Below are 13,043 nucleotides of genomic sequence, written 5' to 3'. Positions count from 1 at the left end.
AACATTAAGAAAAAATGAAAAAAGCATTTATATATAGTTTAGTTTTTATACTAAGCAGCTGTGCGATCATCGGCTGTAAAAAAGATTTTTTATCCTCTCCTCCGGTAAATGTAGTTGACGCGAACGCCATATTTAGCAACCAGCTACAAACTTCGGGCTTTTTGGCCAATATCTATTCTGAGCTGAATGGCGGCCCGGACCAGTTTGGATCTGGCACTGGTTTTACAAATATGTGCGACGAAGCAGAAGCAGGCTATGCCTATTACTCATCGAATGCCAGCAATGTAGCCTCCTTTGATGGCAGTAACAACCCCGATAATGCATCTTTAAACGACAACTACCGTAAAATACGCAAGTGCAATGTTATGCTGTCCAATAAGGACCTGATGACCTTTACCCCGGCATTAAAAGATCAATACCTGGCTGAAGCACAGTTTTTAAGAGCGTTTTTCTATACCGAACTTTTAAAACGTTTTGGTGGCATGCCCATTATTACCAGCCCCATAGATTATGAGCAGATTAAGGACTTAAATGCGCAGGCTGAACTGAAAAAGGACATTAAACGCAATACTTATGCAGAATGTGTAGATTTTATAGTAAAGCAATTAGACTCTGCAGCTGCAGTTTTACCCTGGTCGCCCCCTTCTGATCTGGAAAGAGGCAGGGCAACCGCTGCTGCCTGTGCGGCACTTAAAGCCAGGGTTTTATTAGTTGCAGCAAGCCCCTTGTTTAATGGTTCAGGAAACGCAGTAACGGGATACCCTGCCGCAGATCCTGCACGCTGGCAGCGTGCATTGGAGGCCGCCCGCGATTTTTTCAGCAAGAATGCGGCCGGCTCAAACTGGTACAGTTTATATAACGGGGGATTTGATAAACTTTTTACCGAATCCAGAGACCCGAACAACAAGGAAATCATTTGGTACAGACAAGGCTCCAGCCAGTCTAATACTTATTTTAATCCACCAAACCGCATGGGTGGTTTTACAGGATTTGATGTATCGCTTAACTTGGTTGATAAATTTGAGATGAAATCTGGCCTGGCGATAAATGACGCCGGTTCCGGATACGACGAACAAAAATGGTGGGTAAACCGCGACCCTCGTCTGGCTTTTAGTGTATTAAAAAATGGCGATCTGTGGAGAGGAAATACCATGGAATTCTGGGCCAGGGACCTCTCCAACAACAACCTTCCCGGTCTGGACTGGGGAACCCAGAACCAAACAGCGATGACCATTAAAAAATTCCAGCGTCCGGACAATTCAGCTATTGTAACCAAATATCATTACATCAGGCTGGCAGATGTATACCTGATGCTGGCTGAAGCTGCAAACGAAGTGAATGGACCTACAACAGAAGCCTATACGGCCATTAATACCGTTAGAAACAGACCAACTGTAGTGATGCCTCCCCTACCTGCCGGCTTAAGCAAAGAGCAAATGCGCCTGCGTATACAGAACGAGCGTGCAGTGGAAATGGCCTTTGAAAACCAGCGTTACTTTGATGTAAGGCGGTGGAAAATTGCAGAACAGACAGATAACGGTCCTTTTCAGGGCTTTGTTGTCGAAAAAAACGGCACCACCATTACCCATAAACGTTACACCCTAGAAGTTAGAAAGTTTGTACCTCGGATGTATCTATACCCTATACCGGATGTAGAGATATTCAAAGGGGCAGATATTGTCCAGAATCCAGGTTACTGATTTTTAACACCTAACAATTTTTATGATGAACAATTTTTATAAAAAGATAAAAAAACAAGCTTTTTTATCCCTGATAATCATCCTTTCAGTTCTATCTTCTGTATTTGCCCAGGAGGGGAGAAAAGGTGTGGTTAAAGATCAGTCTGGAAAACCGGTCGCCGGCGCAAGAGTAGATGCTGGGACCTCAAAATATCCCATCATTACCGATTCAAAAGGCGCTTTTTCCATAAGCGACAAAGGAGCAGATACCATTTACATCAGCAAAAATGGCTACCTGCCCTTTAAACAAGCGGCTAATGCCATACAGGATTATAATTCAATCGTTCTCTATCCAACGCAAAATTTTGATGGCAACATCATTTTGCCCTGGAACACTACGGTTGCAAAAAAATACTATCCGGGAGCGATAAGTACCACCACTGGTGCAGAAATGTCCAAATACCACAACCTCAACAATTCAAACTCATTGGCGGGCAGTATGGCGGGGCTAATTACAGTGCAGGGAAGCGACGAGCCGGGCTATGATGGATCATCTTTGTACATACGAGGCACAAGCACGTATAACTTTGGTGGCATCTCTACCTATGTAGACAATGTACCCCTTACATTCAGCCAGCTGGATCCTCTGGAAATTGATCAGATATCAATTTTGAAAGATGCGGCTGCCAATGCTACCTACGGTATAGGCGGAGCAAACAAGGCATTGATCGTAACCACAAAAAGAGGAACTGCGTATCAAAACAAGATCAATTTCTATTCCCAGTTCGGTTTTATAAAGCCTAATGCTCCCCAAAATTATCTTGGAGCAAAGAATTATATGATGTTGTACAACGAGGCTGCAACCAATGACGGCCTCCCGGTAAGGTTTACACCAGAACAGATAGCCGCCTATGATGACCCGAACAGGAATAAGGATCAGTACCCGGATGTAGACTGGTATAAAGAATTGATCAAAACAGAAGCTATCCAGCAAAAGTATAACCTTACCTTTTCCGGAGGGACCAATGCAGTAAGGTACTTCGTATTGCTGGGATACGCCAAACAGGAAGGTCTTTTCAAATACGGCGATTTTAATGAGGGATTATATCAGTTCAACAGCAATAATTCATTTGACAGATACAACTTCAGGACAAATATCGATTTTTCCATTACCCCCAGCCTAACGGCATCTGTCGATCTTGGAGGGCGCATTGAAAATCAAAGATCGCCGGGAGCCGGTACAGATGGAACCAATGGCATCTGGTTAAACCTCTCCCGCTATCCTTCGGGCTTATTTCCTATGATCTACAGTAATGGGAACATTGGCGGGAACAGTCAGTTTGCCCGCAACCCTTATGGCATCATTACCCGTACCGGTTATACCAATATTGCCACCCGTAGCCTGCTGGGTACAACTCGCTTAAGCCAGAATCTGGATAAACTTGTTAAAGGGCTCAGCTTAACAGGTGCTTTCTCCTATTATAACAGCTATAACAATACCGAGGGCAGAAGCATGAATTTTGCCAGTTATGAACTGCAGTCTGATGGTTCCTATCAGAAGTTTGGGAACGATGTTGCTCTGGCCGTAAGGGCAAGAACAGCAAGTCAGAACAGGCTGAATATTTTTTGGACCAAGGCCGATTATCAGCGGACTTTTGGTGACAAGCAAGAACTGAATGCTAGTGTAGGCTTCAATCAGAGTGTAAACACACTATCGGGTGACGATTATCCTTATGCTACCCAGGGATTTTTTGGCAGGGCCTTTTACAATTATGATAAAAGATATGTTGCTGAATTTAGTGCCGGTTATAACGGCAGTGAAAATTTGCCGAAAGGACGTCGTTACGGTTTTTTCCCTTCTTTGGCGCTTGGTTGGATCATCAGCAATGAGGCCTTTGCAAAATCAGATCTTATTGACCTGTTAAAATTGCGTGGATCCTATGGCTTGTTAGGAAACACCGATTTCGGCATAGGTGGTGATGCAAGGGCCAGGTACCTTTATTTAAGCAATTACGAAACTGGAAGTAGTTATGTTTTTGGCAATAACCCAGCTACCGCTACCGGACGAAGGGAAGGCCAATTGGGAAATGAGAACATTACCTGGGAAACCAGCAAGAATGCCAACATCGGTGTAGATATGGAGTTCTTTAACCATACCCTTGGTGGCAGTATTGATGTTTTTAAGGAACGGAGGCAAGATATTTTGGCCTATCCTTCATCAATTTCGAGTATCGGCGGATTTACGACCAAACCCTTTAATGTGGGTATTATGGAGAACAAGGGTTTAGAATGGGATATTTACTACCAGAGAAGAATTAATGGATTTTCTTTTGCAGTGCATGCCCTAGGCTCTTTTATCAAAAATAAGATCATCAACCAGGAAGAACAGATCCAGCCCTACGATTACCTGTACCGAACAGGCAATGCCCTGGGAACTCCATTTGGCTTAACCGCAATTGGCTTCTTTAAAGACCAGAACGACATCAACAACAGTCCAAAACAGAATTTCAGCGCAGTAAAACCAGGCGATATCAAGTACAAAGACCAGAATAACGATGGAGTGGTGGATGTTTACGATCAGATCAAACTGGGTAATCCAAACCTTCCGCAGTTTTATTATGGTGCAAGTCTGGACCTGGCCTATAAAGGCTTTGATCTGAAAGTATTGTTCCAGGGCGCTGGCAGCCGGACAGTGAGTGTACTAAATTCGGCCACACAGGGTTTTAACGACGACAATAAGCCCACTGATTTTATATTGGGCAGATGGACACCAGAAACAGCCGAAACAGCAACCTCTCCCCGCCTGTCTTTAGGAACGAATGCCAATAACTATCAGGCATCCTCATTCTGGACCAGGAACGGCCGCTACCTCAGACTTAAGAACATCGAGATTGGCTATTCTCTTCCGAGAAGCCTGGTGAGCAAGGTTAAACTGGCCAATGCCCGTCTTTTTGCGAGCGCCTTTAACCTCTGTACCTGGAGTGACCTGCCTTCAAACCTGGATCCCGAATTTTTGGGTGCAGGCCTTGGCAGCTATCCCAGAACAAAATCTTTCAACTTTGGCCTAAACGTAGAATTTTAACCTCATAAATAAATAGATTTTATGAACCCGATATTAAAACTTATTGCTGGTACAGGCCTATCTTTCTGCCTGCTGGCTACAATAACATCCTGTAAAAAAAGTGTATTAGACAGGCCTCTGGACATTGAAGTTAAAGACTCACTTGTTTTTGGTTACATCAATTATGCAACAGATTTTGTAACTGATGTGTATGCCGTTATACCCAATGGCTATACAGACTTTTCCTCAACGTTGAATGAGGCCGCTACAGATGATGCCCGCCACGGCAATCCGGGTAATGCCTCCTACCGTTTTACAAACGACAGTTGGGGCATTACGTTAAATCCGGATGATAAATATGCCGCCTTTTATGCAGGCATACGCAAATGCAATATGTTCTTAAGCAAAATAGACCTGGTAAAACTAAAAGATCATGGTACCGATGTGAAGATCAACGGCTACACGGCGACCGAACAAAAAGACCGTCTGATTGGCGAGGTACTGTTTCTGAGGGCCTATTTTTATGCCGAACTGTTGAAGCGTTATGGAGGCATACCTCTGGTTACACAGGTGCTGGGTGTTGATGACGACCTTGATCTGCCCAGGAACACCTATGACCAGGTGGTTAAACAGATTGTGGACGACTGTGATGCAGCAGCGCTTAAATTACCAACGTCCTATCTGATTGCTGGCCCCAGGAGCATTTCTGTCGTCAACTATTATGGCAGAGCGACAAAATGGGCTGCGCAAGCTTTAAAATCCAGGGTATTATTATATGCAGCCAGCCCAATTAACAATCCAGGTAACGATGCCGATAAATGGATAGCGGCCTATACAGCGGCCAAACCTTTTTTCGATGGTACTCCTGTAACGCCAACTATGTCATTAAATTCCGGGATCGCAGGGTATGAGGCTTTGTTCAAAGGCAATACGACAAATTTATCGGAGATCATCTGGTCCAGACCGGCCACAAATTCAAATGTCCTGGAAACGGCCAATTACCCGATCGGAATTGATGGAAGTACGGGAGGAATCAATCCGTCCCAATCGCTGGTAGACAGTTATGACATGAAAAGTTCAGGTAAACCTATTTCTGATCCGACAAGCAACTACAATCCAGCCAACCCTTATAACGACAGAGATCCAAGACTTGCCGCTACAATCTTTTATAATGGTGCGGTGTTTAAAGCAGGCAGAAATATAGAAACCTTTAATGGAGGACTGGATGGTCCGCAGAAAGTATTTGGCTCTTTAACTGGATATTATATGAAAAAGCACCTTGACCTGAACCTAAGCCTTCCATTAGCCCAGGCCAGCCAACATAATTTCATCTATTTCAGGCTGGCAGAAATGCTTTTAAATTATGCAGAAGCCAAAAATGAAGCAGAAGGCCCGGTTGCAGAAGTCTATGCCGCAATTAACAAGATCAGAGCCAGGGTTACAATGCCCAATCTACCTGCCGGACTCACCAAAGAGCAAATGCGCAACCGCATCCGGAATGAGAGACGTGTAGAACTGGCTTTTGAAGGTCATCGGTACTGGGACGCGAGAAGGTGGAATATAGCCAAGGATGTTTTTAACGGGCCTTTTTTTGGTATGAAGGTCACAAAATCGGGCACGACATTTACTTATGCCCCTTATAAAATCGAAGACAGGATATTTAAAGAGTATATGAACCTATACCCTATACAGCAACGGGAAATTCTGGCTAATCCTAAACTGATACAAAATGCGGGCTGGGTCAAATAAGCATTTCACAACAACAAATAACGATTTCAAAAGAACTGAATTATGAAAAAAAGAACCTTATTGCTTTTGCTATGGATAGCCTTCGCGGGCGCCTCCTGTAAGAAAATCATGAACGCAGAAACGCTCCCTGCCAAGGGCTCTGCAACATTACTTTCGACCGATCCTGTTTTTACAAGCGATCATGATAAAAACCTGACTGTTGTGTATTTTGTACCCTCCGATAATGACACGATCCCAGGGTACAGAACACGTTTAGGGGCCATATTGTTGCAGGGACAAAAATTCTATGGAGACCAGATGCAGGCACGGGGGTATGGTTTTAAGACCTTTGGGCTCTTAAGGGATACCGTGGCAAAACAGGTTAAAATTATCGTTATCAACGGATCGCTGCCCAAGGCAAGCTATCCATATACTGGCGGTTCTGCCGCTGCAGCAGCAGAGATAAATGCCTATAGGACAACACATCCATCTGATTTTACCAGTGATCATGTGCTTGTGATCATGCCTGCTGCAACATATGATGCCAATGGTGAACCCGGTGGTGTTCCGTTTTATGGCACCGGGCGTTGGGATTACGCCCTGGACTATGCTGACCTGGATATAAAATACCTTGGTCAGAGTACCACACTAGGAAACAGGGCAACAAAATGGATCGGTGGAATGTTCCATGAAATGGGGCATGGCCTGAACCTTCCGCACAATAAGGAGCTGGTCTCACAAAAAAATGACCCGAACTTTGGAACAGCACTGATGGGTGCAGGCAACTATACCTATGGAAAGTCGCCAACTTTTCTGACCGCAGCCGATTGCGCCATTCTGAACGCAAACCAAATTTTTCAGACCAGCAGTTCCATTACCTATTATACCCCTGTTGCGGCTTCTATCCAGAGGATTTTTGCTTCATACAACTCGGCCAGCGGCGACATCACGGTGTCCGGGCGTTTTCAAACCAACACAACCGTAACAAATGTAGCCTATTACCTGGATCCGAATGTAAACAATGAGGGTGTAGGAACAAACAAAGACTATAATGCAAATTCATGGAAAAGCAATGTTATTGGTACGGATAGTTTTTATGTACAAATTCCAATTGCGGAGATGCAGGTTAAGGGAACAACACCCTATGAACTGAAGGTTAAATTGATCCATGAAAACGGAACTATTTCACAAACAACGTATAATTTCGATTTTATCAATAATGTTCCGGTATTCAATATCATTAATGAATATCCAAAAACGGGATGGGTGGTCATTGCTCAAAGTACGCAGGAAACCAATTATCCGGCCTCAAACCTGATTGATGGAAGCAATTCTACCTATTGGCGCTCAAAGTATACCAGTGCGCCTGTTGGTGTTCTTCCGCATAGTTTCAGGGTAGATATGTCGTCTTTAAGGCTGATCCATGGTTTTACACTTAAACAACGCTCGGATACGCTGAAAATGGTGAAAGATTTTCGTGTGGAGTTCAGTACCGATAATACAACTTATACACCTGCGGGTACTTTTGTTGCACCAAACAATGCCATTAAAGGTATTTATAATCTGAGTACTCCTGTTAACGCAAGGTATTTCAGGTTGGTTGTTACCTCAAACTATGATGGCACCAATGATTCTGCCATTGCAGAGGTAGGGACCTATTAAAGTTTGACTCAAATGCTGGTAAGAGAAGCCCTGGAAATTATTCCGGGGCTTTGAAAATCTTAAAGCCTACATTGGTGCGATTTAGATTGAAAATATGTTTTCTGATCTCTCTTAACCTTACAGGTTCTGATGTTCGATCCGTAAAACATATTTTCCTGGGGGCAGACCGGAGAGAATGCATTAGCAATTTTTTATATAGGAAAAACATCAATTAAAAACAGGGCACTAAGCTCTTTAGTACCTGCCTCCTAGTTCTTCCAATTCTTGGAAGAACGCGCGACAAACACTCCAATTTTCTGCGCATAACCACAAAATACGATATTAAAACCTATATTATAGGGCAAGTCACCTACACAATTGATGAAATCGCTAAACAGAAATGGCGGGTATCAGTTAGATACCCGCCATTTATATTCAGATTCTTTATTCTTATTTGGAAAGCTTGCTAGAAGTTACAACTATATTAACTGACTCTGCAAGCTGAGCGTCCAGATCAGCGTGAAATACAGGGCTCGATGAAACAGTTTTTAAGGCTGCAAATTGATTTACATTGATTTGTGAAGCATCAGAGATTACCGATACATGGCGTTCTGCAGATCCGCTTAGTTTTAAAGTAGAAGCATCTTTGGTCACGGTGTATACATCCTGAGCAACAACATTCACATCCACTTTAGCATTATCCTGTACAAATACCTGAAGCACTGGTAAGTTGAAACGACCGGTTGATTTTACAATTGCATTTTCAGAAGCATCGATTCTTTTCAAATCATTCACTGTCAAATAAACGGTTGTTGTTTCATCACCCGTAGAATTGATGAACAATTTATTACCCTCTCTTTTGAAAGAAACTTTAGCTTCCTGTTGATCTGTCTCTACACGGAAACCTTCTTTAGTTCCCTGAGTTAAATACACCTTCAAATTTCCAGTCACTTTGATCATTGTTGCACCAGAAACGGTAGAAATTGCAGATGGATTTTTGTCCCCTTCTTTTGCAAAAGTAGCAAACGCAGATGAGGTTAAAACGATAGCAGTTAATGCTGTTGCGAATAAGGTTTTGATAGCAGTTTTCATATCTTTATGTTTTAAGTTTTTTAAATTCTTTTTGTACATAAGACCTGCGCAAACCGGAAACGTTTCACCCCTTTTGCCCCTATTAGACCAACAGCAGGGTAACCATCGACGAACACACAGTTATTGACGACCAGTCCTGTCCACTCAGCCCCCTCTGCAATTTGCTACAGAAAATTTTACCCTATTAGATGAGGCGGCCTCAGAGATCTGTGCGCTTCTTCAGCGCACCTGATATCGTTAGCCCCGAATCAATAGGGCAAAATTTTCATATGGCCAACTGTACGGCAAACCCATACAAACTGCACACATTGTTCGCACATAAGCCCCTGTTTTGCGAACAATGTATGTACCTGCTGTGCAGATGCTATGCAGTTAATGTATTCTTCATATGAAATTTATGTGGAAGTGACATACAGAACTTATTCATAAAATATCACACTATTGTCAAAATTGAATTGTATATTGAGCAAATTTATATTTGATGGCCTATTTGGACAGAGTGCTTGATCCGCCGGTGTACGGCTGGGCCGACGACGAGGGGACGCTGAGTAAACCCACAGCAAAACAATTATTTAAAGAGTTCTTTAAGAGACTGAACGTTATAAAATGCAGGAAAAACTGGCTTCCTTTCTTTAGCTGGTTCAGAGTACTGATACTCGTTCCACTGGTTTTCCTGTTTATATTTAAATTTTTCAGTATACCACTGCTTATTGTCTTTTTCGTATACAGCATGATTGCTATGGGTACCCATGGAACCATATGGCACCACAGGTACTGTACACATCAAGCTTACACTTTTAAGAACAAATTTTGGCGTTTCATTACCCAGAATTTAACCATAAGTATGATCCCAGAAGAAATATACGTGGTTTCCCATCACGTACATCATGCAAAATCAGATCAACCCGGAGATCCATATAATGCTTCCGGAGGTTTCCTATATTGTTTCCTGGCCGACGTAAACCATCAGCCAATATCAAAAACCTTATCGGAAAAAGATTACTCCAGAACAGTAAAACTGATGCAGCATACCGGGGTAACTCCAAACACTTATTCCCAGTATCAAAGCTGGGGCTCGGTAACCCATCCTGGCACAGCGATCTTATTTTGCTTATTGAACTGGTCCTTTTGGTACGCCGTTTTCTTTTTAATTGGCGGACATCCAATGGCTTGTACAGTATTTGCTGCAGCCGCTTTCTGGGCTGTTGGTGTACGTACATTTAACTACGAAGGTCATGGAAAAGGAGAAGACAAAAGACGAGAAGGTACAGACTTTAATACAAACGATATGTCCATCAATCAGATGTGGCCCGGAATTGTGGCCGGTGAATGGCACAACAACCACCATTTATATCCAAAAAGCGCCAGAACAGGATTTCTGACGCATCAGATAGACCTGGCCTGGTACTATATCTGGTCTGGAAGAAAAATGGGTATCATCACCTCTTATCACGATTCAAAACGAGACTTTAAACTTCGTTTTGCACAACCTTACCAGGAAGAGAAACTGAAAGAAAAAGCGGGTATACCCGCTCAGGCCCCTTTAAGTTCGTCCAGTAACTGACGGATCTGAGCGGCGTACTTACCGTACTGCTTCCGAACCCAAAACTCGGTTATCAGCATCAGAACGATCATACCGATGGCAAAAGAAGCGACAAGGACAATAGTGAGGTTGTTGGAGATACCATGTTCCATAAACATCCTCACTATTTTTCCGTTTTTGACGTTCAGAATAATCATCCCCCCAAACACAAAAGCGAAGGGCAATAAGGCATAGGTAAAGGATTTATAGATCTCTATATGCAATTTTATATCATAATAAGTTTCGTACAAATTTTCCATGGTGGGTAAATCTGCAGGCAAAAGCCGCTTATAGAAAAAGTAAAACCTGGACAGATAATACACACAAATAGCCAGATAGAAGACAAAAAAACCATAAAAAGGCAAGTAAAATTCCTGGTTTAAACCGAATATCTGCGGAAAAAAGGCCGTAATTAAAAGGGCTATGCATTGCACCCAGAACTCGTCTTTCATTTTAGCACGCAACTGATCCAGTGGCAACCGAGCTGTCTTAAACTTATCTAAGTCAATTGTTGTTTTTATAGGATCTTCTGCCTTGTCATTTTCCCAGGCAGATTTAAAGTCATCAAAATTCATATCCTTGTTTTTGTATAAGTTCCTTAATTTTATTTTTTGCCCGGTTTAACTTTACCCGGACATTTACTTCTGTAATCCCTAAGTTTTCTCCGGTTTCCCGATGAGAATAATTCTCGAGGTGATAGAAGATAATCGCCCGTTCTATCTTATCGAGTTTTTGCACCGCTGCATAGAAAAGTTTCAATTGTAATTCCTTTTCTCCTGTATCGTCAGGTTCCTGGGCTATATTCTCCGGGATATCGTCTGTAGTGCCCACCTTTCTTTTCTCCTTCTTAAGGAATACAATAGCGGTATTCAAAGCAACACGGTACATCCAGGTAGAGAACTTGCTGTTCCCTTTAAAAGAGTCAAAAGCCTTCCATAACTGACCTACGATCTCCTGAAACAGGTCTTCCTGATCCTCCATATTATTCATATACATCCTGGTGATTTTATGAATAATACCTTTATGGGTATCAATAAGCTCAAGAAATTCCTTTTCTCTTGTATTCAATGTATCGGTTTTAATAGTCGTTTACTGGTATTAGGTTATATCTAATGTATTTATAAAGTTATACCCATCAAAGTTGTTTAATCAATAAGTATTCGCAGGTCATCATTCGTTACAAAAAATCTCAAAATATATTTTCTCTGCTACAAATTCAGGCTATAGTAATGGCTGTAAATAACGAAAAACGGCGTAAAAAACAGTTCAACAACAATTATTCTATCTGATAATCAGTTCTCAACCAAGTATTACTTAATCAAAGTTTGCAAAATCAGTCTGTATTTGTACTTTTGCGCCGGAGAGTTGGCAGAGTGGTCGATTGCGGCAGTCTTGAAAACTGTTGACTGTTACAGGTCCGCGGGTTCGAATCCCCCACTCTCCGCCACTATGGTATCAAAACCAAGAAAAAGCCTGCAAATCGTAAGATAGCAGGCTTTTTTGTTTAAGTTTATGATTAAAGCACTCTGATAATTACTTTGGCTACTACCGATACAATAACCATTCTCATAATGCCTTGTTTTTTTGTTAGTTTAATACGTTTTTTGCTTCTTCAAGCGTTACGGTCTTACCCAATGCCCCAAACTCATGCAGGTCACCAAATACTTCAATGCGGATAGACTGATTGATCCCACCTATATGAAAAGGCTTAAAGCCGCTATCGGTGATCAATTCCTCAATTTGTTTATTGCTGTTCGTACTGTCCGATGCGTAGAAAAGCACCTTTCTTTCAGGCTCCGCAAATGCATCTCCTGACAAAGAGCCCGCACCTAATGTTCCAAATGCCTTTACTAGGCTTGCATCTTTTGGTATCAATGATGAAAGGATTTGACCGGCAGAGACATCTTTATCAATAATTTTTTTGAAACCTCCATTGCCATCCGGTGCAATAGGATTGGACACATCTACAATTATTTTACCCTTCAGCTCGGTGGCATATTTCTCTAAAAATTCCTTGATTTCATCAAAATAGATGGCTGGAATAATGATGTCCGCATTGTTGATCGCCTGACCTATCTCTTCGGCCGTAGCAAGAGTACCTATCTCCGCAGAAAGGCTTTTTGCCTTTTCAATTTCTCTGGAAGAAAGAATAACCGGATGGTTACCTTTTACAAGATTGGCAACAATGGCTTTACCGATGTTTCCTAAACCGATAACGGCTACTTTAGTTTTTTTAGTTGTTGTGTTCATCGCCTTATAT

Annotated in this window: 9 protein-coding genes and 1 tRNA gene; 6 read left to right on the top strand and 4 right to left on the bottom strand. The window is 42.3% G+C overall.

Going from position 1 to position 13,043, the window contains the following annotated elements; all coding sequences use genetic code 11:
• The first annotated feature begins 14 nt into the window (after positions 1-14).
• Genes R2S08_RS08315 through R2S08_RS08300 form a run of 4 tightly spaced genes read left to right on the top strand, consistent with a single transcriptional unit; the run spans position 15 to position 8,130 of the window.
• On the top strand, positions 15-1,700 hold the full coding sequence (locus R2S08_RS08315; protein WP_316834724.1) for a RagB/SusD family nutrient uptake outer membrane protein: 1,686 nt from the start codon (positions 15-17) through the stop codon (positions 1,698-1,700).
• Between the two features lie 22 nt (positions 1,701-1,722).
• Positions 1,723-4,761, top strand: a complete 3,039-nt coding sequence (locus R2S08_RS08310; RefSeq protein ID WP_316834723.1) for a TonB-dependent receptor — start codon at positions 1,723-1,725, stop codon at positions 4,759-4,761.
• 21 nt (positions 4,762-4,782) lie between these two features.
• Positions 4,783-6,489, top strand: a complete 1,707-nt coding sequence (locus R2S08_RS08305; protein ID WP_316834722.1) for a RagB/SusD family nutrient uptake outer membrane protein — start codon at positions 4,783-4,785, stop codon at positions 6,487-6,489.
• A gap of 42 nt (positions 6,490-6,531) precedes the next feature.
• Positions 6,532-8,130, top strand: a complete 1,599-nt coding sequence (locus tag R2S08_RS08300; protein WP_316834721.1) for a discoidin domain-containing protein — start codon at positions 6,532-6,534, stop codon at positions 8,128-8,130.
• Positions 8,131-8,559: 429 nt separating this feature from the next.
• Here the strand turns inward: R2S08_RS08300 and R2S08_RS08295 are convergent, their stop codons facing one another.
• On the bottom strand, positions 8,560-9,201 hold the full coding sequence (locus tag R2S08_RS08295; protein WP_316834720.1) for a GIN domain-containing protein: 642 nt from the start codon (positions 9,199-9,201) through the stop codon (positions 8,560-8,562).
• Positions 9,202-9,682: 481 nt separating this feature from the next.
• Between R2S08_RS08295 and R2S08_RS08290 the strand changes: the two genes are divergently transcribed.
• Positions 9,683-10,765: a fatty acid desaturase gene (locus R2S08_RS08290; protein WP_316834719.1), complete on the top strand. Its 1,083-nt coding sequence runs from the start codon at positions 9,683-9,685 to the stop codon at positions 10,763-10,765.
• Here the strand turns inward: R2S08_RS08290 and R2S08_RS08285 are convergent.
• Both R2S08_RS08285 and R2S08_RS08280 read right to left on the bottom strand, forming a co-directional pair.
• On the bottom strand, positions 10,735-11,358 hold the full coding sequence (locus tag R2S08_RS08285; RefSeq protein ID WP_316834718.1) for a hypothetical protein: 624 nt from the start codon (positions 11,356-11,358) through the stop codon (positions 10,735-10,737). The two genes, R2S08_RS08290 and R2S08_RS08285, sit on opposite strands and share 31 nt — an antisense overlap.
• Positions 11,348-11,851 carry a sigma-70 family RNA polymerase sigma factor gene (locus R2S08_RS08280; protein ID WP_316834717.1) on the bottom strand — a complete coding sequence of 168 codons (504 nt, stop codon included), beginning with the start codon at positions 11,849-11,851 and terminating at the stop codon, positions 11,348-11,350. The genes R2S08_RS08285 and R2S08_RS08280 overlap by 11 nt, the downstream gene beginning before the upstream one ends.
• Before the next feature lie 291 nt (positions 11,852-12,142).
• On the opposite strand from R2S08_RS08280, the gene R2S08_RS08275 reads away from it, so the two are divergent.
• Positions 12,143-12,230, top strand: a tRNA-Ser gene (locus R2S08_RS08275).
• A 140-nt stretch (positions 12,231-12,370) separates the two neighbouring features.
• On the opposite strand, the gene R2S08_RS08270 is transcribed toward R2S08_RS08275, so the two are convergent.
• Positions 12,371-13,033: an NADPH-dependent F420 reductase gene (locus tag R2S08_RS08270; protein ID WP_316834716.1), complete on the bottom strand. Its 663-nt coding sequence runs from the start codon at positions 13,031-13,033 to the stop codon at positions 12,371-12,373.
• Between the last annotated feature and the right edge of the window lie 10 nt (positions 13,034-13,043).

Source organism: Pedobacter nutrimenti (assembly GCF_032678445.1).
Lineage (GTDB): Bacteria > Bacteroidota > Bacteroidia > Sphingobacteriales > Sphingobacteriaceae > Pedobacter > Pedobacter nutrimenti_A.
This window is presented reverse-complemented; position numbering and strand designations above follow the sequence as displayed.

What these genes read in the sequence shown, in the direction of transcription:
- R2S08_RS08315 (WP_316834724.1), top strand. Translation starts at nt 15, where the DNA reads ATGAAAAAAGCATTTATATATAGTTTAGTTTTTATACTAAGCAGCTGT.
- R2S08_RS08310 (WP_316834723.1), top strand. Translation starts at nt 1,723, where the DNA reads ATGATGAACAATTTTTATAAAAAGATAAAAAAACAAGCTTTTTTATCC.
- R2S08_RS08305 (WP_316834722.1), top strand. Translation starts at nt 4,783, where the DNA reads ATGAACCCGATATTAAAACTTATTGCTGGTACAGGCCTATCTTTCTGC.
- R2S08_RS08300 (WP_316834721.1), top strand. Translation starts at nt 6,532, where the DNA reads ATGAAAAAAAGAACCTTATTGCTTTTGCTATGGATAGCCTTCGCGGGC.
- R2S08_RS08295 (WP_316834720.1), bottom strand. Translation starts at nt 9,201, where the DNA reads ATGAAAACTGCTATCAAAACCTTATTCGCAACAGCATTAACTGCTATC.
- R2S08_RS08290 (WP_316834719.1), top strand. Translation starts at nt 9,683, where the DNA reads ATGGCCTATTTGGACAGAGTGCTTGATCCGCCGGTGTACGGCTGGGCC.
- R2S08_RS08285 (WP_316834718.1), bottom strand. Translation starts at nt 11,358, where the DNA reads ATGAATTTTGATGACTTTAAATCTGCCTGGGAAAATGACAAGGCAGAA.
- R2S08_RS08270 (WP_316834716.1), bottom strand. Translation starts at nt 13,033, where the DNA reads ATGAACACAACAACTAAAAAAACTAAAGTAGCCGTTATCGGTTTAGGA.